The organism is Ruegeria sp. THAF57, assembly GCF_903914075.1.
Classification (GTDB): domain Bacteria; phylum Pseudomonadota; class Alphaproteobacteria; order Rhodobacterales; family Rhodobacteraceae; genus Ruegeria.
In genome coordinates this window covers 60,622-82,544 of the sequence record NZ_CAIWNQ010000012.1, presented here as the reverse complement: position 1 = coordinate 82,544, position 21,923 = coordinate 60,622, and the positions used below count along the sequence as shown (strand labels likewise).

The window sequence follows — 21,923 nt, the reverse complement described above, 5'->3', positions numbered from 1 at the left end:
ATGCCTCACCGTTTGGCCAATACGGGGATCGCCAGCCCGCAACCATTCCTATGACCCGCCATCCAGACCTGCGTCCTCCAACTGCTCCCGCTCTGGCAGATCCGCGAGAGTCTCCAGATCAAATGCAACAAGGAACTGCTCGGTCGTCACAAATGTGTATGGCGCACCGCGGCGCGGCGATCGTGGCCCGGTCCCGATCAAGTCGCGCGCATGCAGCCGACCGATCAGGTCGCGGCTGATCTCCTTGCCGAAGATGTCCTTGAGCCCGTCGCGCGTGATCGGCTGGTGATAGGCGATGGCGGCCAAGACCGCGACGTCGAATTCACTCAGGTCGAGTAGCTGATCCTCGACATCCGCGGCGACCCGGATCGCGGGAGCGTAGGCCGCCCGCGTCCGAAACATCCAGCCGCCAGAGACCTGGGCGATCTCGAAGGCCCGCCCTTCCAGATCGGCGACGAGATCCTCGACCAACAGATCCACCGAGACCCCCTGCCCCACCACGCGCGCCAGGTCTTCGCGCGGCACCGGCGAGGCCGAGGCAAACAGCACCGCCTCGATCCGGCGCATCCATTCCCGCCAGCGCAGCTCAGGCGGCAGGTCGGCCAACTCACGGTCCAGGTCCGGCTCTGAACGATCCTTCGCCATCGCTACACCCCGTAGAGCCGAAACGTGTCTCGCCCTGTCAGCTCGCGCACCGCGCCGAGATCGACCAGTCGGTCGCAAAGCCGCCGCGCGGCGCGATCCGACAAGGGCAAGGCCAAAGGTGCCACGGCATCGCGGGTGAGGAACATCTCGACAGCGGCATCCGCTCCCTTGGCGCGAAGCTTTGGCGCAACGGCCTTTAGGTGTGCCGCCCGACGCGCGAGGTCGGCGGAGAGACGCACAGCCTCGACCGCCGATAAGATGAGTGCCCGATGACAGACGAGACGCAAATCGTCGCCCTGCTTGCGCAGGTCGGCACGTTTCAGACCCGCGGCCAACAACGGCACGAGATGATCCCAACCGAATGTTTGGGCGAGAGCCGCATCCGCGAGGACCAGCGAAGCTACGTCAGCGCGTGGCGCCTCCGTCAGCACCGCCTCCAGCACCATCGCGGCCCGAGTCACCGGCGCCCCCTTCCCTGCATTGAGCCACATCGCGATCTTGCCCGACTCGAAGGCCGGCAAGGCTCGATCCAGAGCCTTGGTCGACACCGGCCGCTCCACCGCGCGCCGCCAGGCGAGGCAGGTCTCGCCAGCCGGTCCCGGCAGATCGCCAGAACGCAACAAATGCACCGCGTCGCGCAGATCCCCTGCTCTCTCCAGGCGCCCCGAAAACGCGACACAGGCCTCCGCTGCGCGCAGCGCGAGCCGATCCCGCAACAAGGCTTGGGGCACCTCCTCGCGCTCCAGCACAACATGCAGGTGGCTCAGCGCTGCGCCCGACAAAAACGCAACATCTTCAAGGCTTTCAGCCCGCGCTGAGGTGACCCAGGCGGGCATCCGGGGTAATGTGTCGAGGTCGCTGGTGTGATCGAGCCGAGCATATGTCATGCTTGGAGCCTACGTCATCGCGGCGCTTTTCACCAGAAAATAGCGTTAGAACCGCCGCAGCCTGCAAGATCGCGCTATGTCCAATAAGTTTGCATTATCGGACACCAAAGAATATGCTCAGCGACATGTCAGAAAACAACGAGAAATCGATCTCAAAGCCGCCAAATGGGCCTTCGGTCAGCGAGAACAACGAGAGAGATCATCCCAGCAGCGAGGCTTTGAGCCTTCCTTCCTTTGTGGCTGGTTCAGGCACGCTCGATCGGCTGGTGGATACCGCGCGCGACTATGCGCGCGCCGCGGCCTCGGACAATACGCTGAAGGCCTATGCGAAAGACTGGGCGCATTTCGCGCGCTGGTGCCGGATGAAGGGCGCGGAGACTCTGCCCCCGTCGCCCGAAATGATCGGGCTCTACCTTGCGGACCTGGCGTCCGGAGCGGGCCCCTCCCCTGCCCTATCGGTCAGCACCATCGACCGCCGCCTGTCGGGCCTTGCCTGGAACTATGCGCAGCGCGGCTTTGCCCTCGATCGCAAGAACCGCCATATCGCCACCGTGCTGGCCGGGATCAAACGCAAACACGCCCGTCCGCCGGTGCAAAAGGAAGCGATCCTGGCCGATGACATCCTTGCGATGGTGGCCACCCTGCCTTTTGACCTGCGCGGCCTCAGGGATCGCGCGATCCTGCTGCTGGGCTACGCCGGCGGCCTTCGTCGCTCGGAAATCGTCAGCCTCGATGTCCACAAGGACGACACGCCGGACTCGGGCGGCTGGGTTGAAGTGTTCGACAAGGGCACCCTGCTCACCCTCAATGCCAAGACCGGCTGGCGCGAGGTCGAGATCGGCCGCGGCTCCAAGGATCAGACCTGCCCTGTCCATGCGCTCGAACAATGGCTGCACTTCGCCAAGATCGACTTTGGCCCAATCTTTGTCGGCACCTCGCGGGACGGCAAGAAGGCGCTGGAGACACGCCTCAACGACAAACACGTCGCGCGCCTGATCAAGCGCACCGTGCTCGACGCCGGCATCCGGTCGGACCTGCCTGAGAAAGACCGCCTGGCGCTGTTCTCCGGCCATTCGTTGCGCGCCGGTCTCGCCAGCTCCGCCGAAGTCGACGAGCGCTACGTCCAGAAACACCTCGGCCACGCTTCCGCCGAGATGACCCGCCGCTATCAGCGCCGCCGGGACCGGTTCCGGGTGAACCTGACCAAAGCCGCCGGTCTCTGAGCCCCTGCCCTATCACGCCGCCTGCCCACTGAGCCTACCATAGAAGCTGCGCTCGAGATGCAGCTCCCCTGCCCCGGCCTTCTCGACCATGCCCCGCAGATAGCCGCCCGGCGAGGCAACCTCGCCCGCACTGTGCTTCTCGAAGACGAGGGCAAACGCGGCCGTGGCCACCTGGGTGCCCATTCGGTCCTGCGCCACGTTCCAGGCATGCTCAGAGATCCCGATCATCGGCCTGAGTTGACCGGCAACCCGGTGCAGATCGCCCCAATCTTTCAGGAATCCACCCAAATTCCGCGCCCAGGATGCGAATTCCGGACAGGCCTGCATGATTGTCGGCAGATCGAGCGCTGTCCGCTTCTTGCGTACCTCGGCAACCCAGTCTTCCAGCTCCCTATCAACCCGCTCTTCGGGTTGGGCATTAGGCACCACACCCGCCGCTTCCTCTTTTTCAGAGGAATTACTAGTTACAGGATTAAGTTGGTTTGTAATTAGTATATGAGGTTCAGAAATGACCTCCCTGGGGTTCATTTCTTGAGTCTTCTTCGTGACTTGGGCGTGTTTATCATCGGTGTTTTCCACAGGTTTTGTCGCAACAGTCGCCTTAAGATAAGCCGCCTCGACCCGTTCTTGGAGTTCCTTGAACCATGCCAATAGCCGCTCCAACTGCTCTGAAGCTTCATGACGGCGCGGAAGTCGTTCCAGAAGCTCCTCAAAAAGCCCCGTGAATTGCCTCCAGGGCCCACGCAGAGCGCTGCTGAGAGCTGCCTCGATCCGGGCTCGGATCATCCGGCGCGCCACAGTGATCTGGCGCTTCAGGCGTAGGCAGAGCTCGCGTTCAGCCTGCAACTCAGCATGAAGCTCCTCGAACTCCTCGACACGGGCTGAGAGCGGCGACAGATCGAAGCCATAGGCCTCGACGATGCGGCCATCGACGTCTCTGCGGCCCCACCGCTTGCCATTGGGGCTATCCTGGAAGGAGATCACGCCGATCTCAGCAAGGCGCCGCGCGTGGCGCTTGAGGGCAGACAGCGAAAAACCCGTTTGCTCCATCAGATAGGCGTTCGACGCCCAGACGATCGGACGCTGCCCCTCCTCCCAGTCCTGGGCCTGGGTAAAGGCCCCGAGCGTGTCGAGGAGCAACATGTCTCCGGCCTTCAAGCCGATATGTGCCCCCACGCGCTTAAGTGCCACGAATGCCCGTGTTTTGGGTACTGCTACCCGTTCACCGGCTTGGGCAAGTTGCTCAGCAACCCCAAGACCCGGTGTCGGCTTGCGCCAACCTGTATGTTTCATGCCTGTATCTCACCTCCGTTTATGTGGAGGCAAAAGAAAGCCGTTCGCTCAGGAGCGTTCGTCGTTGACAGTGAATCCTGCGAGACTTATCTTGAAGGTGACCAAACCATTAAGATCAGCTCTCAGGCCACACCGCTTGGGGGCTTTTCTTTTGCCTTTATTTCGATTGTCGTTCCTTTTTGCTCCTTGCCTCGTCGTTCTGGAGGATATGTCGCTGACATTGTCGTCAGTCGGTTTCCTTCCCCGAACCTTCGGCGCTCAAGTAGTCGGCGACTAAATCTCCGAGCTTCTCGAGACGCTCTTGGTCTATCGGCACACCTGCAACCTTGATGGATAGGTTTCCATCGACTGAAGTCGCCGAAAGATTTCGGTTGCCCACCTTGCGTTTGACCGTGAGCTTTCTGGGCTTTGCCTTCGGTTTGAGCTTGGGTTTGTTCACCCTCTCCAAGCTCGCTAAGGCTCCCTGCAAATCACGAAAGCTCATGTCGTAGACATTCTTGAACGCGTTCAAGATCTGATCCTGCGCAGCGAAAACAGACCTCGCTCGTGAGACTAGGCTCTCATGCACGCCAATTTTCTTTGCGAAGGCCACAGCTGTCAGCTTGTCTGCCCCAGAAGCCAACGTTTCATACATTTCACCAATCGAAACCAAACGCTCAAATGGGCTAAGATTCTCGCGCTCCTCATTCTCGCGGAACCGCAGAAACAACATCTCAAACTTGCTGTTCTCGGCGTTTCGCGCTTCCGGCGAAGCGAGGATTGCACGAAGAGGTAAACCCAACTCCGACGCGGCCGCCAGTCGGCGGCGTCCTGTAAGCATGACAAATGGAACACCAGTGACGTTCGACGGCTCCAACGGATCCGGCTCCCAATCCGGATCCTCGGGCCACACCAGAATGGGTGTGTCCTGCCCGTTCGAGGCAATGCTGTTTACCAGAGACCTGAATGCTTCCTGGGACATCCAGTCTTGACGGCGGTCTGTCCCCATCGGATCTGATATCTGGTCTGGCGACAGGCTTATTTCGTGGCGGCCGTTTAAGATATCCGAACAAAGCTCAGCTCTGCTTCGCTCCACAGCGGCTTGCGATTGCGCAAGCGCCCCTGATTTCCAAGCACTGCCGGCCCCCTTGAAAGGAGTAGAAACAGCGTCGCCCGTTTCTGCCCGGCCTTCGGGACCGGGCGTGCGCTCCTTGGATGTGTCGGGACTAGTAGCCTTGCTGACCAGCGACCTTGGAATACTGCGTTTCATGCTTCACCCTCGCCGTCATCTTCATAGAACTCGTCCATCCATGTATTGGCATAACCGCGTTCGAAGCCCGGCCAGAGTCGCGATACTATGGCGTCGTTAACCGCATCGGCATTCGTGATGAACCGGTTGATCCCCTTGCGTTTTCCCGGCGTGTCCGGCTCATATTCGTATACGGATTGATAGACGTCCGACGCATTCGAGATTGCGTCGGAACGCAGATAAAACACCGGCAGAATTTCCGTGGGGCAGTGTTCCAGCAGGTTTCCGATGTGGTTTAGATCCTGCGCATTGGATCGTTGGACGATCGTCGGCAACAGCATGTTGGCACCAGTTCCTATTTCGATCCGTTCATGGGCCAGAATATGCTGAAGCATCCCCAGCAGGCCGGTCACAAAGGTCGACAGCGTTGCGATGTCAAACCCCTTCATGGTTTGCGGGATGACCAGCGAAGTCGACGCAATCACGTTATTCAGCTGGAAAAGTGTCAACGCAGGCTGATAGTCGATGATGATGACATCGAGGGTCTCGGTCAGCGCAGCGTTCAGTCGCTGCTGATCGACCTTGCCCTCGACTACCAATTCGTTGGGCAGCGTTTTTGGCGGGTGGCCCGCTTTCCAGCGATCAAGGGCATCGCGCAGGTAGCGATAGAAGCTCTTTCCGGCGGGGGCCTCTCGCACAAGGCGCGCAATCTGGATCTCTCCCTCAGACGTTTCGCCATGTGCCGGCAGCAGACGCAGCCCCGGCCAGGAGGTCTTTAGAAAGAAGCTGTCGAGCGTCTGCGCATCGTGATCAGTGTATGGCGCATCTTCCGACTGGAAGAGGCCGGCAAAGTCCACCATGGAGGCGGTGTTTTCGTCGGGCATCTGGGGAAGACCTTCACCCCCGACAAAGTAGAGCGTTATCGTGCTTTGCGGGTCTGCATCCATGACACCAACGCGCATGCCGTAATGCAAGCTGAGATACTGCGCAAAATGCGCGGCGCTCAGGCTCTTAGCCGTGCCCCCTTTCTGGCTGGCAAACGAGATGACGGGTAAGGGGGCGTCGGGTTTGCGCCAGGCTAGGTAGTCGTAGGGCCGCTTTGCCGAGGCCGCCAGAAGGGCCCGCATGTGCATCAATTCGGAAAGCGTGAAAACACGCTCTCTTCCAACATATTCGCCCGCGGGAAAGTCGTCGCTCGAATTGGCGAACTTGGTTAGATACTGAATACTGACGTTCATAAACCTTGCGCACTGGCGCATTGACCACGTGCGCTTGATGCGCTGACGCAAGGTGAGTTCCTTGTTCACTGCCACCATCGTGCGCTCAAGCCCACGTGACAGGTCCGTCAAAAACTGTTCTAGACTACCGCTCATTCCTAAGCCCTGACTTCGGTTGGGTCCGAGTTCGACTCGATTCTGCTTCTATGGTAGCACGGTTTTGGAGGAAAAATAAAGATACCACGCGCCTATGAGTTTCAGGCGCTTATTTAGAAGCTCCACCACCCCTAAAACTCCAATCTTGAACGCGTTCAAGATTGGAGTCTTGATGGGCCGGTCGGTGGAGAACCGACCGGCCTTAGCCGTCACGCGGCGTCTTTGGGACCCCAGGGGATGACGGCCTGCAGGGACAGATCGTCCTGGTTCGCGGCCTTGCCGAGGTTGGCGTTGAAGCCGTGGTCGCGGATGGTCAGCGTGTAGTAGTCAGCGCCGGTCTCCTTGTTCTGCTTCTTCCAGATGCCGCCGCACTCGACCAACTTGCCGCGCGGGGAGCGGCCGAGGACGCGGTGCGTGGGGGCCATCGGGTTCGAGCTCGCGACGGGTTCGACCGTGATGTCGAGGTCGAAGGTCAGGGTCGAGATGGAGCCGACGCCCTTGGCGGTTTCGATGTCGGCGCTGGTGAATTTGATGCAGTTCGTGGTCATTGCTCTTCTCCTTGTTTGCGTTGCAATGATGGTCACCTTGCAGCTGGCCAAGGCCCGGCCACACCGAAGGCGGAGCGCAGCGGAGAGGGGCAGGCGCCGGTCTTTTTGGTCCGCGCGGAATGACCCGCAGGGTCAGGGGAAAAAGATCGGCGACAACCTTTGTGGACGGGACGACAGCTGCGACCAGCATGTCATGCAACTCAGACAAAGGGAGAAGTGCGGTGGCCATGAAGGAAAGTAGGGGAACAGACGAGAGAGATGCCGCAAGGAGTAGGGATTGTCTTCTCGTCCATCCAAACTTCAAGACTCTTCGAAGACCAAAGCCGTCAGATCACAAATCGATGGCAACGGCAGAGCATTCGCCCATCCTTCCGTGGCATCACAGGGGCGTTTGCGTTCGCATTCGGAGATGCAGGCGTCCAGATACCATCGAGTTGCCAGACACTCATCCGCTCTGGTGCCCGACTAATGGCCAGACCTGGCTCTGAGATTCTTCGCGTGTCGCTGTTATCCTCAGACCAATGGAAGTGTCCTGAGCCAGAGATAAAAACGAGGTCATAGCGCGCTCAACAACTCGATTGCATGTGCCAGTGGTAACGCTCGAATGTCCTTCGCGACGGGGACCTCATGCTCACCGGCATAGACCAGGAGCTTTCGGTTGGCTCCAATGTCCTCGGCCCCTGTGTGAAATCCTCTCGAAACCTTTGGTGCAGTCGTCCGTTTGATCTCAACAGCCCAGATGTCGCCGCTTGGCAAACGCAAAACCAAGTCGAGTTCAGCACCGGCCGAAGTGCGATAGAAGAAAGGTTCGGTGCCTAAAGGGGCGGCAGCAAGAAGCGCCTCGATACAGAACCCCTCCCAACTGCCACCGACGACCGGGTGCCCGAGCAAGCCTTCTGTCGTGCCGATGCCCAACAGCGCATGCACGATGCCGCTGTCTCTCACATAGACCTTTGGCGATTTCACCAGACGCTTGCCGACATTCTCGTGCCAGGGCTGCAGGCGTCTCACCAGCATGAGATCGACGAGCAGATCGAGGTAGCGCCCAACGGTCTGGCCGGACACGCCCAATCCCTCGGCAAGGGCCGCGGCGTTCAGAAGGCCGCCCTGGACATGCGCAAGCATCGTCCAGAACCGCCGCAAGGTCGCTGCCGGAATCCGAGGTCCGAGGGCAGGGATGTCTCGCTCCAGATAGGTGCGCAGGAAATCCAGACGCCAGTCCATACTTGCCCGATCGCTCGCGGCCTGAAAGCTGTCGGGAAAGCCGCCGCGCAGCCAGAGCAAGTTCAACTGATCGGCCCCCACCTCGTCAGGCTGCAAGGGGGGCATTTCAACATATCGAACACGACCGGCGAGGGATTCCGCCGTTTGGTGCAAGAGGATATTGGAAGCCGATCCCAATAGCAGGAACTGTCCCGTCCGAAACCCGGCCCGCCGACGCTGATCGATCTGGCCGCGCAAGGTTCTGAAGAGGTCAGGCATCTGCTGCACCTCGTCGAGGATGACGAGTTTGCCCGCCTGTTCGTCCAGATAGAGATCTGGTTCAGTCAGGATTTGCCTGTCCGCCTCACGCTCAAGGTCGAGATAGACAGATGGGCGCTCTGATGCGATGTCGAGTGCAAGTGTTGTCTTTCCGACCTGTCGGGGGCCGAGAAGGACCACAGCCGCTTGGCTCTCCAAGGAAGACTGAACGAATTGTTGGGTCTTGCGTTTGTACATACCTTGCAATTACTCCACGATACGGAAGATTTGCAAGGTTAATCTTACCTACGGCCATAGCTAGTTGCTCAAGCCGAAGTATCTTACTGCCCCAGCAAAACAGCCGTGGCCAAGGAGCATCGACGCAAAATGAGTGCATTCAAATCTGTATCCAAGGGCCTCGAAGAGGCTCTGGCCTTCGCGAATGGCGATTTGGCCGACGCCAAAGTGCATGAAGTGTCCGTGGCGGAGGTCGATGTCGCCGAAGTCCGGCAACGGACGGGCCTGTCCCAGGCCGAGTTCGCCAAGAGCATTGGCGTCGCGAAAGGTACGCTCCTGAACTGGGAACACGGGCGCCGGCACCCGACAGGCCCAGCACAGGTTCTGCTGGCATTGATCGCCAAGAAGCCTTCCGTCGTACAGGACCTCTTGCGCGGGGCGTGAACCGGGGCCTAAGCCCCGATCCTCTTGATGCGGATTCCGAGCTTGCGGGCCTTGTCGACGATGTTCTCGGTGATGCCCGAACCGGGCGTGGCAATCAGACCCTGTGGCATGGTTTCGAGCATCTTGTCGTTGCGCTTGAAGGGGGCAGCCTTGCCATGGCTCTTCCAGTCGGGTTTGAACGCCACCTGCGTGACACCACGGGTATCTGCCCAGCGGGCAGCGATCATCTCGGCACCTTTTGGTGTGCCGCCGTGTAAAAGAATCATGTCTGGGTATTTCGCATGGGTGGCATCGAGGACGGACCAGATCAGGTCGTAGGCGTGATAGTCCCCGCCCGAGAAGGCGATCCGCGTGCCTTCGGGGCAGTGAACCTCGGTCTCCTTGCGCCGCTTGGCCGAGAGATAGGCCCGGCTGTCCACCACGGCGGAGGTGAGACCGCGATGCGAGACCTTGGATCCGGTGCGGGGCAGCCAGGGTGAACCGGTGGCGGCCGAGAAGTGGTCCACGGCCAGATCGCGCATCTGCTCGAAAGCGTCGCGATGGTCCCAGAGCTTAAGCCCGATCAACTGGAGGCGTTCCAGTTCAACCGAAGCGACCTCGGAACCGTCCTGGATGGCCAAACTTTCCCGGACCTCGAATTCGTTATCGTCGAGAAGCTTCTGGATATGGGCAAGCCGGCGATGGAAGATCGAGGTGAGGGACCAGAGCATCTCTTCGAGATTGTCTTCCAACTGGCTGCCGGTGAGGAGGCCGATAGTGGTGTCGAAAAGTGTCGCCATGGCGAGCTCGACCTCGTCAGGCTGGGGCAGGGGGCGATGATCGGTCTCGCCGGGTCCTGGTGTTGCGCCATGAAGTGCGAGGTGGTCGAGGATGGCGGAGGTTACGCCGGTTTCCTCGGGGATGTCTGTCTGATGGGGCATTGTCTGGTTCCTCTGATTGATCTGACCCGATTTGGATGGGGCGATAACAGGACCGGCGGCGACCGGGCCGCATCCGTCAGGATCGGAGCGCAGCGGAGAATGCGCCCAGGGCCGGAAAATTGCTCCCGCGAGGAATGAGCCGAAGGCTCAGGGGAATTTTCTGGTGCGGGGCGCATTGCTGTCCGGGCGAGGAGCACTCTGCTCCGACCCGCCGGTCCATCGCTCCTCTTTTCCAAACGGGTTCAGATCGAACCCGCGGAACCTTTGCCCTGTCGGACGTCACTTATGGGGCTGGCGCTCACCCGTCCTCGATCTCCAGACCTTGTACTTTCATGGCCTCAAGCAACGACCGGCGCAGCGCATCTTTGCCAAATGCCCGCAGATCGTCGTTGAAATCGCCCATGTTTGGCACGAGACCACCACAGGCAATACCAAGCGATTCCAGTTGGTTACGCAGTCTCAGTGATGCGGTTCGTCCCGCTTCGTCATTGTCCCGCGCGATCCAGATACGCTTGATCCCCGGCGGCGGGATGAAGAGGCCGAGATGGGTGGCAGTGAGACAGGAGGCGAGGTCAAACTCGGAGAGAGCCGTGCCGACCGAGAGGGTGTTCTCGAGACCTTCACCGACGATGAGATCGCTGCGCGCCTTGCCGGACCAGAAGCGGATGGCATGGCCGTGCAGCTGTCCGAGGATCCGCTTCGGGCTCTCGATCTCGGCCAAACCGCCGGTGGACGGGTCGAGATAGAAGCGTGCGCAGCCGGTGATCTGGCCCCGATTGTCGGTGATCTTCGCGAGCAGGGCAGGGGCCCTTTGCGGCGGATCGGCGTCGTCCTCGCCCTGCCGCAGGAAAACCCGCGGGTGATAACGCAGCGCCGGACCCAGCCGTGTGATCCCGCGCCCCTGCAGATAGGTGGCAGCCAAGGTGCCGAGAACCGGCTTGCCAGCGGCAAAGAGCTTCCGCGCCCGCGCAATGCGTTTGCTAGAGGCAGCATCGGGGCACTCAGCCCTTTGGGTGTCACAAGGTAAGGAAGGGCAGGGGGCCTCGCCGAGAAAGGACCGGGCCTCCCTCAGCGTTTCCTTGAGCGTGACCGAACCAAGCCGTTCATGCATCAGGTCAATCAGATCGCCATACTCACCGGTCGCGAAATCGGTCCAAGATCCGGCTTTGCGCCCACCCTGAGCTTGCAGCCGGATGGCGAGGCTCTGACCCTTTGCGCCCGAAGTGTCGCCAACCTGCCAATAGTTGCCCTGCTTGGACCCCTCGGGGAAATACTGGCGGCAGAAACTCTCGGCGCGGTCTGCAAGATCAGCCGAGAGGTCTGCGATGCTGCGCCGCGCGCTCATGCGGCTGCATCCGCTGCGCTTGCGCCAACCGGATGCGCGGCAAGGACCCGCGCCAGCACCTCGGTGCAATCCACCGGGATGAACACCCGCGTCTTCCACTGGATCACCTCGGTGAAACAGCCCAAGGCCTTCAATGCGGGCAGTGCCGCGCCCGACGCTCCGATCAGCTCGAGCCTCGGCTGTCCCATGACCAGAGAGCGACGCAACTGGTAGCCCCCAAGCAGGCTGAGGGTCGTCTTCGCGTCCATGACCGCGCCGAACACCTCCTGCGGCGTCATCTCAATCTGGCAGTCGAGACCAAGGCGCGCATAGACATTGAGAAGCTGTTCCTGGCTGACCAAGCGGCCGATGGCGCGCTCCCCGTCCTCGGTCTGCAGACGATAGATCCGCATGTTGTCGGCGGGCAGCCGGTCCCAGATCGGCAGGAGGAGGCCGCAGATCAGCGTGATCTTCGATGTAGTGAACTCCGGCACCGCGTCGACCTCGGCCTGCCAGAGCTGCTCGAACATCGCATCATCGATCTCTTCCCAGTGCGACTTCGAGAACTCGGTCAGCGCGAGGATTTCGGTCGCCATGGGCCGCAGGAGCTTCACCCGCAAGATCGGCACGCCATCCTCGTCCATGAAGGCCGGCGCTTTCACCATCAGGGCCGCGCGTTTGGAGGTCTTGTTCCAGCACAGCGTCGCGCCTCTTGTGTCGGCGCAGATGGCTTTGACGCGGGGCAGAGTGAGCGGATCGTTGCGATCGATACGCTCCACGGTCAGCGCAGTTGCCGTCGCGCCCGTCGCCTCATGCTCGAAGATGACCTTGCGATCAACGATCTCAAACTTCTCGGCGCGCAGGGTCTCTAGCCCGACATCGAGGGTGCCTGCCTGACGCGCGTCCTCAATTATCGCCGAAAGAAACCCGCCGAAGGCCTCGAAGATCGCGTCCTGCATGTCGATGCGGAGCGCGAGGCAGCGGTTCAGGAACTGCTGGATCGGCGGCAGGGTTTCCTTCATCGTGCCATCCGCCTCATCGAGCGTCAGCCCGGTCATCTCCTGGAACCTGGAGTAGGAGCAGGCGTCGATCTTGCCCGCGCGCAGCTTGTAGAAGAACTGCCGCAACGCCGCTCGTGCATAAGGGCTCTCGAGGTTGTCCTCGGCGCGGAACATGTTCTGCCCACCCGTCTCGCGTTGCCCCTTGGTGATGGCCCCGAGCGTATCGAGGCGGCGGGCGATGGTGGAGAGGAACCGCTTCTCACCCTTCACGTCTGTGGCAACGGGGCGAAAGAGCGGCGGCTGCGCTTGGTTCGTGCGGTTGGTACGCCCCAGCCCCTGGATCGCATTGTCGGCTTTCCAGCCAGGCTCAAGCAAGTAATGCACCCGGAGGCGCTGGTTCTTTGCACCAAGATCGGCGTGGTAGCTGCGCCCCGTGCCACCGGCGTCAGAAAAGATCAGGATGCGCTTGGCGTCATCCATGAAGGCCTGGGTTTCGCCGAGGTTGGAGGAGGCGGCTCGGTTCTCGACCTTGAGCCGCCCTTCACGCGTCCTCGCGATGCGCCGCTTGCGCCCCGTGACCTCGGCCACCGCATCGCCCCCGAAATGCCACAGGATCTGATCGAGCGCGCCCTGCACCGGGGCAAGGGCACCGAGATGCTCGACAAGCTCATCCCGCCGCCGCTCCGCCTCACGGCAGATAATCGGATTGCCATCACCATCGAGGGCGGGACGCGAGCGTAGGTCGCCGTTCTCGTCGGAGTAGGGCTCGAAGAGCTGCGTCGGGAAGCTGTGCATGAGGTAGTCCATGATGTTCTCGCGCGGCGTAAAATCGACCTGCAGGTCGTCCCACTCCGAGGGCGGGATCTCTTCGAGGCGCCGTTCCATCACCGCCTCGCTGGTCGAGACCACCTGAATCACGGCCGAATGCCCCGCGGCCAGGTCCGCTTCGATCGCATGGATGAGCGAAGGGCATTTCATGGCGGTGATGAGATGATTGAAGAAACGCTGCTTGTTGCTCTCGAAGGCCGAGCGCGCAGCGGATTTCGCCTGGGGGTTCAGCGTACCGGTCTCGGAGGAAATACCCGAGGCCTGAAGGGCGGCCTCCAAGTTGGTGTGGATGATCTGGTAGGCATCGGCATAGCTGTCATAGATCGCGATCTGTGCGGGCGTCAGCTCATGCACCAGCATTTCGTATTCGACCCCGGCATAGGAGAGGGACCGCGCAAGATAGAGCCCGAGCGCCTTCAGATCGCGCGAGATCATCTCCATGGCAGCAATGCCCCCGGCCTCCATCGCGGCAACGAACTCGGCCCGCGTCACGAAAGGGAAATCACCCGTGCCCCAGAGCCCGAGACGGGAGGCATAGGCGAGATTGCCGACCACCGTCGCGCCGGTCGCTGAGACGTAGAGCACCCGGGCATCGGGAACGGCATTTTGCAGCGCGAGGCCAGCAAGGCCTTGTTGGGATGCCTTCTTGTCGCCGCGGTCGGACTTTTCGCCGGCGGCATTCGCCATGGCGTGGCTTTCGTCGAAAGCGATGACCCCGTTGAACCCCTCGCCAAGCCAGGACGTCACCTGATCGAGGCGGGAGGCTTTCCCGTCGCGTTCAGCAGAACGCAGGGTGGCATAGGTGACGAAGAGGATGCCCTCTGGGAGACGGATATCGCTCCCCTGGCGGAATTTCGAGAGCGGCACGATATCGCTTTCACGCCCCCCAAGCGCCATCCAGTCGCGGCGCGCATCCTCGATGAGCTTGTCGCTCTTCGAGACCCAGACCGCGCGGCGTCGTCCTTGCAGCCAATTGTCGAGGATGATGCCCGCGACCTGCCGGCCCTTGCCGCAGCCCGTGCCATCGCCGAGGAACCAGCCCTTGCGCAGGCGAAAGGCGCCTTCGTCCTCCTCCGCCGCTGCCATGAGCTGGCCTTCGATCTCGCCGCGCTTGAACCAGCCCTTGAGATGCGTCTGATGCGCATTGCCCGCGTAGATCACGCTTTCGAGCTGCGGCGCAGAGAGGAGACCGTCTCGAACGAGGGTCTTCGGCAGAACGGGGCGGTAGCTCGGCACGGGCGGCGGCACCGAGGCCATGGCGGCGGATTGCACAAGTGCTGTCGGATGCTCCGCCGCGCCGTCGATCCGGATCGCCTGCAGGTCATAGACCTCGTAGACCGTGTCCTGCAACGTGCCATAGGGTTCGCTCCAGGCTTTTGGCAAGTAGTCGAGCGGGGCCGTCTCGATGTCGTCCCAGGGAGGCCGCGCGCGGCCCGCGGCCCGCGCCGGGGTTTCTTGGCGGGCGGGTTGGGCCAGGGGGTGGCGGGGGGGGCGGGGCGGTTGAGCCGGGCCCCAATGGCCCTTTGTGTGGGGCCCGGGCGGGGGGCTGCGGCGTTCCGGGCAATGGGCGAGTACTACGGAGAGAAGATCACTCGTGGTCGCGCAGATCGGATGATAGGCGGCGTCAATATCAGCCGGTGCGGTCTCTTCAGCACCAGCCGCGCGCTTATCGATTACCGTCAACCGCGTGTCGATCGTGGTGCCATGCCGTGCGAAGACCTTGCCGTCGATGGGGGCCGAAAACACGACATCGGCGCTCTGGCCGATCCGCTGAAATGTCGACTGGAAGGATTTCAAAGAGGGACGGAAGCTTTCGCCGGTGATGACGACAAGCCGCCCACCAGGCGCGAGGCGTGCCAGGGCGGAAAGCACATGCTGACTGGTCGCTTGCCTAAACCGGCCCTCGACATGGTTGGCAGCGGAAAACGGCGGGTTCATCACCACGACCGAGGGCGTGATCGAGCGATCAAGACGATCGTCGATCGAGGCAGCATCGTGGTCAGATACGGCGGCATCGGGGAACAACTGCCCCAGTAGGGCGCGGCGCGTGTCGGCAAGTTCATTCAGCGCCAACCGTGCACCAGCGATCTTTGCAAAGATGGCCAGCATGCCCGTGCCCGTCGACGGCTCGAGCATCAGGTCGTCGTCCCGAAACCCGGCGGCCTGCGCGACGATGGCCGCGAGGGGCAAAGGCGTGGAAAACTGTTGCAGACGGATACTGTCTTCGGAGCGGCGCGTGTGAGACGGGGCCAGAGCCGTGAAACGTTCGATCATGGTGAGGAAGGCCTGCGGCGACAGTGCCTGACGCTGCATCAGCGCGCCGTAGCGCGAGAGTATAAGGATTTGGGCGACCTCGGCCGCCTCATAGGCGTCTTTCCAGACCCAGGCACCACTTGTGTCACTGGCACCGCAAGCATCTTCCATCGCGGCGCGAAGTGCGGCGGCGTCGATGGACCTGCCTGCCTCGAAAACGGGGACGAGGATTTTCGCAGCCTGCATCAGGTTTTGGGCGAAGCGTGGGGCATCCGGCAGGGCAGGGGCTTCGGGCTCGGTTGCAAGTTGGACGGAATGGGGGTGAGCGTTCATCGGCAATCTCCGGGGTTGAGGGTTGGCCCCGAGCCCCGCGTGCACTCTCTCACCCGGGAGGGGTCACCCCTCCCGCCCTGTCTCTCACTCTTTCATGGCCTCGAAAACTGAAGTCTTGGCAGCGAAAACTTATCCACAAAATCTGGGGATGACGCTGTGGGCGTTGTCGCGCAAACCCATGCCAGGCTGCTGGGACACGGCCGTGCCTGCATTTTGGGCACCTCCAGCGAAACGGACCCGACACACAGCAAGCTCGGGGACCGAATGGTCAACGAGGAGAAATCGCAAGAGCTCAGAATGGGGATCTGCAAATAAAAAGGCGACATCCGGGAGGAGGTGGATGCCGCCGATTATTCCGGATCGGCTCAGGGAGGAGGAGAGAACCGATCACAAGAGCGAACATAGGAGCAATGCTGCAGTCGCACAATGGGCGGGCTATGACTTTTCTGCAATGCAGCAATGCATGTCCGCGATCGGGTGCTGCCCATAGTTCCGGTGTGTGGCGGCGAGTTATTCTATGGATATGCGGTCAATGCACCGGTCGCGGGTGGCGCATGGGGATCGGACCGAGGAACGGCATTCCGCGCCTCCGGCAAACAATGCGTCTCATAGGCGCCAACAAACCCCCAGCAAGCGTCGATCTCCTCGCCACCCTGTTCGACGATGTAACCATAGACACGCCCACCAAGGTAAGAATCGTAGTCGGCGGTCTCACCACGTAAGATGTCTACAGCCTGTTCGCGCAGGGCCTTGGTCACGCGTTTTACACCGAATTCCTTTCGGACCGCTTCGAGCGTCACGTAGACGTAACCGACCTGCCCAGAATCCCACGGGCAGTGGAACCCGACGGTGTTCATCGCGAGACCGGAATGGTCATAGAGAAACACAGGCAGAATGATTGCCTTCCGCTCGGCGCGGTCCCGCAGACGATCCATCGAGAGATCGCTCTGATCCGAGACGCCCGCAAGATCGCGCAGGAACGCCTCAGGGCTGTCGTACTGATGGCTGTCACCCAGCCGATAGCGGCGGTGCCAGCAGATCAGCGTACCGAGGTTGCACCACTCTCGTGGGTCCTCAGCGTCGGGGTCGTGGTAGATCTTGATCGTGTGGCCCTGGTGGACCTCCTCGTAGACGGGATCTTGCATGTCCATGTCCTTTCTCGAAACGCAATCGACCCGCCAAGCCGGTTGTGGCGCAGGCGGGTCGATCTGGATGGGATCAGATGGTTGGTGAGTTTGCCGCCCGGCGGATCAGGCGGCGGCGCGATTCTGGCGATGCTGGACGTGCTCGACAGAGACCTTGAGAAGCCAATCCTCAAAGCCAAGAATGGTCTGGTGACCCGCAACCGCCTGGACCCAGGCCGCACGCGGATCGCTGCCGATCTGCGTCGGGTCGTTGTCGATCCGGCCATTGGCCATCCACGGTTCGGGTTGTATGCGTCCGAGCCAGTCAGCCAGTGACGGGATACGCCCCTGGCAGTCTTCGCGCACATGCTGCTCGCCGATCCAGCGGATCGGAACGACCCGGCCCGCGCTGTTGATCAGGCTGCGACCGAACACCCGCTCGGCATCATAAATCCCGACCGTATGATGTTTTTGGGCTCTGTGAACAAAGAGACCTAGGTGCTCTTTAGATGAGTCAAACCAGTCATGCACATGTTGGTAATCATCTGGAACACCGCCAAATCTACGGGCCGAGCTTTCGGCGTGGTGGAGAGGATGTGCCATGTCAGAGCCCCTCATGTTCTGTGGTGTCGGTCTCGATGAAGCGGTTCGAGTGGCTGACATCGATCTTGTCCGTCTCGAGCGCCCAGGTCAATTCGCCATAGCCGCCCTCGTTGTTTTCGAAGCCAGGGCTCAGCGCATAGGCAAAGTCCCAGCCGAAATCTTCGACCCGTCGCCGCAGCTCTTCTGTCAGGGTAATCGTGTCAGGCGTCACGACGACCTCCTCGACATTGCCGGAATCGCCATAGCCTTCATATTGCACGTCGAGGCCGGTCACGCCGAGGCCGCGCAGTTCGGTGAGAAGCGCCGCGCGGGTCTCGACCCGCTGTTCGGCTGCCCGTCTCTGGGCTTCGAGCATCTGCGCGTAGAAATCATTTGCTTGTGTCATATCTTCGGTCCTTTGGAATTGAGGGAGGGTGAGGGCGACCGTCTTGCAGGCCGCGCCCCGGAGGTTTCCTTTGGGGGGCTTCAGGCCGCAGCGTCGCCGCGTTTCTCAGCCGTCCGGTCAACCAGGTTGAAATACAAATTCTCGGTCGCGCGCTTGAACCCCGGCGGTTTGCGCGGAGCGAGGCAGCGCACCGAGGCGCTGCAGCTCTCGCCGTGCTCCATCGCGAACTGCGTCACTTGGTCGATCAGATCATCCATGCCCGCGGCCTCGATGCGCTTTTCGGGGTAGTTCGCCAGCATCTGGAACTGGGTGACGACGAAGGCGCCATCGCGATGTGCGGGATAGAGGGTGATCTGGTAGTCGAGTGTCTTGGCCATCTCTGGTCTCCTGCGGCAGGCCGGACACGATCATCGCGCCCCTTGGAACCCGCCAGCCCGAAAGGACCGCCCTTTGTGCAAGGGCGATCCGTGGCGATGTCGGTGAAAAAGGGGCGTCAGTATTCCGACGGCAGAAGCAGGGTCAGGACCCGGCGCGTCTGATCAGGATCGGAGGGCTCAGGCGAGCCATAGGTGTAGTCGACGTCGTACAGGTCGATCTTGAACCAGACCTTCGTGCCGTCGAGGTCGATGACGCCCATCTCGTGCCATCCTTGCGGGTCGCTGTCAGCGTTGAACGCGTCAAATGAAGCCACGCTGCGGGTGAGAGCAAGCTGGGCATCGGGCCCAAGCGCTGCAACGCCACGGGTCATCACGAACTGGCCCTGCGGGGCATCGGTGACGAGGATATTGCCAAGGATAGAGCGACGAAAGGCGTCATTCTGCGAAGCGACGAGTGCGGCTTCCTTAACGGGATCGAGGTCAAGTGTGGTGGTCATGGGATATCTCCGGGACGGGCCCGCCGATCCGATATCGGCTGTTGGTAACCCGTCAGCCGGAAAGGGCCGCCCTCGATGTGAGGACGGCCCAAGGCTCATGTCGTGATCAGGTCAGCGTGCGGCTCGTCAAGCCGCATCCTCGCTGAGGAAGGCGGGCAAGGACGACGGTTCATCGCTCTCGGCGTCGCTCAGAGAATCTTCGGCGGACACATCCCCCTCCTCGGTCTCCGGCGCTTCGCCTGCCATGTCGGCAACAGCCTCCGCCGCACCGGCAAACACCATCCCGTCGGGCAGCCAGCGCGTCGTCCTGACAACCGTTGCGGCGTCGAACCCTTCCGTCTCGCCGGCCGTTTCCGCGAAGGCCCGCTCCATCGCGGCCGCGATATCGCCCTTACGCTCGCGATTGCGATCTTCGGCGTAATCGTCGCCAATGAGCTTGCGCGCGGTAGCGACCGCATGCCCCTTGTTGACCCGACCCCAGTAATTCTGAGCAGTCGGGCGCCAGCAGGCCGCCACATCGACGTCAAGACGCGCGCCGATCTCCTCGATGATCGGGGAGGGGCGATTGTCGGAGGAAAGCTGCGGCTTGACTGCCAGACCCGTCGCCCAGGCGAAAAGCGCCTGCTTGGCGGCAATGGGCAGCGCCGACATCGCCCGGAAGTTTTCGGGCTTCTCCAGCGTAATCCAGTCGGTGGCGAGGCCCTGCTCCAGCGCCTCGAGCATCTTCTGGGCAACAGTATCCGAATGCAGCACCTCGCGGTTCTGCGCCTGGAAGGGCCGGATCGAGATATCGAGCGCCTCGTTGTTGTAGGACCGCCCCAGAGCCTGCTCGCAGAGCGCGTAGAGCATCGCATCGAACGCCACCTCGAAATCCGCCGCCAGATGCGCCCGAAGGATATGCTGACGCGTCGCGCGCAGATCGTCGGCGAGGCTCGCCGAAATCCCGTTCGCCTTGCGCAAGGTCGCGGCCGGGTCGGAGGTGGGCACCGGTGTCGAGGAGGTTGGCGGCGTCACGTTCGGGCGGACAGGAGACGGGGCATCACCCGCGTCAGCACTATTTTCGCTCGGGACGACCGCAGCGGGGATATCTTCTGGCCGCACGAGGCCTTTCTCGACACGCAGCGCGCCGTCATGACCGATGGTCAGAACCACGCCCGCGATGGCACGATCTTCGTCCGCGTAAGGCTGCCGTTCGCGTTGCAGGGCCTCGATCTCGCGCAGGCGCGGCTCGATGGCATAATATTCTTCCGTCTCCGCGTCCGTCCAGTCCTCGCCGTCATTCTTCGCCGCCAGTTCTTCCTCGCGCGCAATGAGACGTTCTTCTTCGGTGAGCAGGTCCGGATCGGGGTCGATGTCCTGCGGATAGACCCGCCCGAAGCTGCGAAACGCGCCGTAATCCACCGAGAGATGCACCTCGACCCATTTCCACGTTCCCTCGAAGGTTTTCGCCGCAGCCTGCAGCTTTTCGATGGCGAGACGCTCTAGGAGTTCGGGGTTCTCCATATGGGCGCTGGCGCGGTCGTCGAAGAGATCGCGCAGCAGAACACCACCCGCCGCCTCATAGGCCTCAATGCCGACAAAGCGCCCGATGGCCGAGTTCGCCGAATGGGCGGTCTCGGTAAGATGGCGTTTGATGCTTTGCGGATGGATGTGATAGCCGCCCTTCACTGCGTTCCAGACCGCCAGCTGGCGATCATGGTCGTCGGTCAGTGTGAAAGCCATCACGCATTCAAGGGTCAGATCACCCGCGCGGAACTGCTCGATGATCTCGGGCGCGACACGGGCGAGTTTGAGGCGGCGGCGCACCAGGTCGACGGAGACGCCGAATTTGAGCGCGATCTCGTCTTCGCTGCGGCCCTCGGCGATCATCGCCTCAAAAGCCTCGAACTGGTCGGCGGGGTGCATCGCCGCGCGCTGGAGGTTTTCAGTTGCAGAAGTAAGGATGGCGTTGCGCTTATCATCGACGAGGCAGGGCACGGGGTGATCGGCGGGGATGACGCTGTCCTCAGCGAGCTGCTTCAGCGCCTTGAGGCGACGACCGCCGGCATCGACTGCAAAACGTGTCTCTGACAGCGCATGAACCACCAGATTCTGTTTAATTCCGGTCTCGCGGATACTGACGAGGAGCTCAGCATCGTCGCTGGCGCTGGCCGCAACTTTTCGAACGTTGAGCGGGCTCGGCTCCAACTGGTCGAGCGGGATCATCCGGATGTCGGTCCCGCCGCCAGGCACGGACAACTCAGTGGCTTCGGTTTTCTTCGCAGTGGCGGGTTTCGGGCGGGTTGTGGTCTTGGCCATGGTCAGGGTCCTTGTCACGCCGGACCCGGAAGAGCCTCTCTCTATCCTTTCAAGCCCGGCACCCGGGCTTCCCTTTCTCTGGCTTTTTCTTGTGTTCCCTTACATGAGATCGTTTTGCACAGGCTTTGCTGTCTCCAAAGCCTACAGGCCTAGCTCACTGTTTGATTTTCCGAACCCACTTCCGCGAGCAAAATCTGCCGAATTGAGCTTTCAATTTTGACTTTACCAAATGTTGAAGCATCTCGGAAAACTGACTTCGTTTCGCATTCGAAGCAAATCAAGTCATGCTGACGGCCGACAACTTTTAGACCAACTGAACTTTCCCCGACATGGACCACATAGACCTCGCATGCTAGGTTCGCGCCTGCTTTCACCGGCGCATGGAATTGTAGGTCCATAGAGACAAAAGGCATGGCCGTGTTTCTTTCCGTGAGTAGAAAAAGCCAGCCCCGGCCTGAAAGCAAATCGTCCCAGAAAGTCTCGATCGCTTCCAGCGCGAAATTCGTAATCCGGCCAGTAAAGGCGATTCCCAGCTGGTCACAGTCGCCAAAGAAAATCCTGCGTTCGAAGGCAAATCGTGGTTTAAATTCTGTTTCTGGTACATTCATTGCAGCGTTACGGGCTCAACATTTCTTTGTCTC

General features: G+C 61.3%; 19 protein-coding genes. 2 read left to right on the top strand and 17 right to left on the bottom strand.

The window, feature by feature from the left end:
* Positions 1–48 precede the first annotated feature (48 nt).
* On the bottom strand, positions 49–645 hold the full coding sequence (locus tag RUESEDTHA_RS20200; protein WP_133840908.1) for an SMC-Scp complex subunit ScpB: 597 nt from the start codon (positions 643–645) through the stop codon (positions 49–51).
* Between the two features lie 2 nt (positions 646–647).
* Complete coding sequence (locus RUESEDTHA_RS20195) at positions 648–1,532, bottom strand: DUF1403 family protein (RefSeq protein ID WP_084353839.1); 885 nt, start codon at positions 1,530–1,532, stop codon at positions 648–650.
* Positions 1,533–1,645: 113 nt separating this feature from the next.
* Between RUESEDTHA_RS20195 and RUESEDTHA_RS20190 the strand changes: the two genes are divergently transcribed.
* Complete coding sequence (locus tag RUESEDTHA_RS20190) at positions 1,646–2,755, top strand: tyrosine-type recombinase/integrase (RefSeq protein ID WP_008335646.1); 1,110 nt, start codon at positions 1,646–1,648, stop codon at positions 2,753–2,755.
* Positions 2,756–2,767: 12 nt separating this feature from the next.
* Here the strand turns inward: RUESEDTHA_RS20190 and repC are convergent, their stop codons facing one another.
* The 5 genes from repC to RUESEDTHA_RS20165 form a co-directional block, all read right to left on the bottom strand.
* Positions 2,768–4,048: a plasmid replication protein RepC gene (repC, locus tag RUESEDTHA_RS20185; RefSeq protein WP_081940158.1), complete on the bottom strand. Its 1,281-nt coding sequence runs from the start codon at positions 4,046–4,048 to the stop codon at positions 2,768–2,770.
* Positions 4,049–4,274: 226 nt separating this feature from the next.
* Positions 4,275–5,297, bottom strand: coding sequence for a ParB N-terminal domain-containing protein (locus tag RUESEDTHA_RS20180; protein WP_037207731.1), 1,023 nt, complete (start codon positions 5,295–5,297; stop codon positions 4,275–4,277).
* Complete coding sequence (locus RUESEDTHA_RS20175; RefSeq protein WP_009804235.1) at positions 5,294–6,649, bottom strand: ParA family protein; 1,356 nt, start codon at positions 6,647–6,649, stop codon at positions 5,294–5,296. The genes RUESEDTHA_RS20180 and RUESEDTHA_RS20175 overlap by 4 nt, the downstream gene beginning before the upstream one ends.
* A gap of 209 nt (positions 6,650–6,858) precedes the next feature.
* The gene (locus RUESEDTHA_RS20170) at positions 6,859–7,197 is read right to left on the bottom strand and encodes a DUF736 family protein (RefSeq protein ID WP_008335659.1); all 339 of its coding nucleotides are present in this window, start codon (positions 7,195–7,197) and stop codon (positions 6,859–6,861) included.
* Between the two features lie 555 nt (positions 7,198–7,752).
* The gene (locus RUESEDTHA_RS20165) at positions 7,753–8,916 is read right to left on the bottom strand and encodes an ATP-binding protein (protein ID WP_008335662.1); all 1,164 of its coding nucleotides are present in this window, start codon (positions 8,914–8,916) and stop codon (positions 7,753–7,755) included.
* A gap of 129 nt (positions 8,917–9,045) precedes the next feature.
* Here RUESEDTHA_RS20165 and RUESEDTHA_RS20160 point away from each other — a divergent pair, with 129 nt between their 5' ends.
* Positions 9,046–9,339, top strand: a complete 294-nt coding sequence (locus tag RUESEDTHA_RS20160) for a DNA-binding transcriptional regulator (protein WP_008335665.1) — start codon at positions 9,046–9,048, stop codon at positions 9,337–9,339.
* A gap of 8 nt (positions 9,340–9,347) precedes the next feature.
* Here the strand turns inward: RUESEDTHA_RS20160 and RUESEDTHA_RS20155 are convergent, their stop codons facing one another.
* From RUESEDTHA_RS20155 to RUESEDTHA_RS20110, 10 genes are all read right to left on the bottom strand, one after another.
* Positions 9,348–10,259 carry a DUF2493 domain-containing protein gene (locus RUESEDTHA_RS20155; RefSeq protein WP_009804234.1) on the bottom strand — a complete coding sequence of 304 codons (912 nt, stop codon included), beginning with the start codon at positions 10,257–10,259 and terminating at the stop codon, positions 9,348–9,350.
* Between the two features lie 298 nt (positions 10,260–10,557).
* A complete protein-coding gene (locus RUESEDTHA_RS20150; RefSeq protein WP_008335668.1) occupies positions 10,558–11,604 on the bottom strand; it encodes a toprim domain-containing protein in 1,047 nt (348 codons plus the stop codon).
* Complete coding sequence (locus RUESEDTHA_RS20145; RefSeq protein ID WP_180888402.1) at positions 11,601–15,998, bottom strand: strawberry notch-like NTP hydrolase domain-containing protein; 4,398 nt, start codon at positions 15,996–15,998, stop codon at positions 11,601–11,603. The genes RUESEDTHA_RS20150 and RUESEDTHA_RS20145 overlap by 4 nt, the downstream gene beginning before the upstream one ends.
* Before the next feature lie 515 nt (positions 15,999–16,513).
* Positions 16,514–17,143 (bottom strand): hypothetical protein, encoded by a 630-nt coding sequence (locus RUESEDTHA_RS20140; protein WP_037931030.1) that lies wholly within the window; start codon positions 17,141–17,143, stop codon positions 16,514–16,516.
* 105 nt (positions 17,144–17,248) lie between these two features.
* Entirely contained in the window at positions 17,249–17,725 is a 477-nt protein-coding gene (locus RUESEDTHA_RS20135; RefSeq protein WP_037930962.1) for a hypothetical protein, read from the bottom strand.
* 1 nt (position 17,726) lies between these two features.
* A complete protein-coding gene (locus RUESEDTHA_RS20130) occupies positions 17,727–18,110 on the bottom strand; it encodes a DUF6878 family protein (RefSeq protein ID WP_009804230.1) in 384 nt (127 codons plus the stop codon).
* A gap of 80 nt (positions 18,111–18,190) precedes the next feature.
* Positions 18,191–18,487 (bottom strand): hypothetical protein, encoded by a 297-nt coding sequence (locus RUESEDTHA_RS20125; protein WP_009804229.1) that lies wholly within the window; start codon positions 18,485–18,487, stop codon positions 18,191–18,193.
* A gap of 116 nt (positions 18,488–18,603) precedes the next feature.
* On the bottom strand, positions 18,604–18,984 hold the full coding sequence (locus RUESEDTHA_RS20120) for a DUF3768 domain-containing protein (RefSeq protein ID WP_009804228.1): 381 nt from the start codon (positions 18,982–18,984) through the stop codon (positions 18,604–18,606).
* Between the two features lie 126 nt (positions 18,985–19,110).
* Complete coding sequence (locus tag RUESEDTHA_RS20115; protein ID WP_009804227.1) at positions 19,111–21,282, bottom strand: ParB/RepB/Spo0J family partition protein; 2,172 nt, start codon at positions 21,280–21,282, stop codon at positions 19,111–19,113.
* Between the two features lie 149 nt (positions 21,283–21,431).
* Complete coding sequence (locus RUESEDTHA_RS20110) at positions 21,432–21,890, bottom strand: thioesterase family protein (protein ID WP_007120589.1); 459 nt, start codon at positions 21,888–21,890, stop codon at positions 21,432–21,434.
* Positions 21,891–21,923 lie beyond the last annotated feature (33 nt).

Coding starts and splice junctions, on each gene's coding strand:
- RUESEDTHA_RS20200 (WP_133840908.1), bottom strand. CDS start 645: ATGGCGAAGGATCGTTCAGAGCCGGACCTGGACCGTGAGTTGGCCGAC.
- RUESEDTHA_RS20195 (WP_084353839.1), bottom strand. CDS start 1,532: ATGACATATGCTCGGCTCGATCACACCAGCGACCTCGACACATTACCC.
- RUESEDTHA_RS20190 (WP_008335646.1), top strand. CDS start 1,646: ATGCTCAGCGACATGTCAGAAAACAACGAGAAATCGATCTCAAAGCCG.
- repC (WP_081940158.1), bottom strand. CDS start 4,048: ATGAAACATACAGGTTGGCGCAAGCCGACACCGGGTCTTGGGGTTGCT.
- RUESEDTHA_RS20180 (WP_037207731.1), bottom strand. CDS start 5,297: ATGAAACGCAGTATTCCAAGGTCGCTGGTCAGCAAGGCTACTAGTCCC.
- RUESEDTHA_RS20175 (WP_009804235.1), bottom strand. CDS start 6,649: ATGAGCGGTAGTCTAGAACAGTTTTTGACGGACCTGTCACGTGGGCTT.
- RUESEDTHA_RS20170 (WP_008335659.1), bottom strand. CDS start 7,197: ATGACCACGAACTGCATCAAATTCACCAGCGCCGACATCGAAACCGCC.
- RUESEDTHA_RS20165 (WP_008335662.1), bottom strand. CDS start 8,916: ATGTACAAACGCAAGACCCAACAATTCGTTCAGTCTTCCTTGGAGAGC.
- RUESEDTHA_RS20160 (WP_008335665.1), top strand. CDS start 9,046: ATGAGTGCATTCAAATCTGTATCCAAGGGCCTCGAAGAGGCTCTGGCC.
- RUESEDTHA_RS20155 (WP_009804234.1), bottom strand. CDS start 10,259: ATGCCCCATCAGACAGACATCCCCGAGGAAACCGGCGTAACCTCCGCC.
- RUESEDTHA_RS20150 (WP_008335668.1), bottom strand. CDS start 11,604: ATGAGCGCGCGGCGCAGCATCGCAGACCTCTCGGCTGATCTTGCAGAC.
- RUESEDTHA_RS20145 (WP_180888402.1), bottom strand. CDS start 15,998: ATGAACGCTCACCCCCATTCCGTCCAACTTGCAACCGAGCCCGAAGCC.
- RUESEDTHA_RS20140 (WP_037931030.1), bottom strand. CDS start 17,143: ATGCAAGATCCCGTCTACGAGGAGGTCCACCAGGGCCACACGATCAAG.
- RUESEDTHA_RS20135 (WP_037930962.1), bottom strand. CDS start 17,725: ATGGCACATCCTCTCCACCACGCCGAAAGCTCGGCCCGTAGATTTGGC.
- RUESEDTHA_RS20130 (WP_009804230.1), bottom strand. CDS start 18,110: ATGACACAAGCAAATGATTTCTACGCGCAGATGCTCGAAGCCCAGAGA.
- RUESEDTHA_RS20125 (WP_009804229.1), bottom strand. CDS start 18,487: ATGGCCAAGACACTCGACTACCAGATCACCCTCTATCCCGCACATCGC.
- RUESEDTHA_RS20120 (WP_009804228.1), bottom strand. CDS start 18,984: ATGACCACCACACTTGACCTCGATCCCGTTAAGGAAGCCGCACTCGTC.
- RUESEDTHA_RS20115 (WP_009804227.1), bottom strand. CDS start 21,282: ATGGCCAAGACCACAACCCGCCCGAAACCCGCCACTGCGAAGAAAACC.
- RUESEDTHA_RS20110 (WP_007120589.1), bottom strand. CDS start 21,890: ATGAATGTACCAGAAACAGAATTTAAACCACGATTTGCCTTCGAACGC.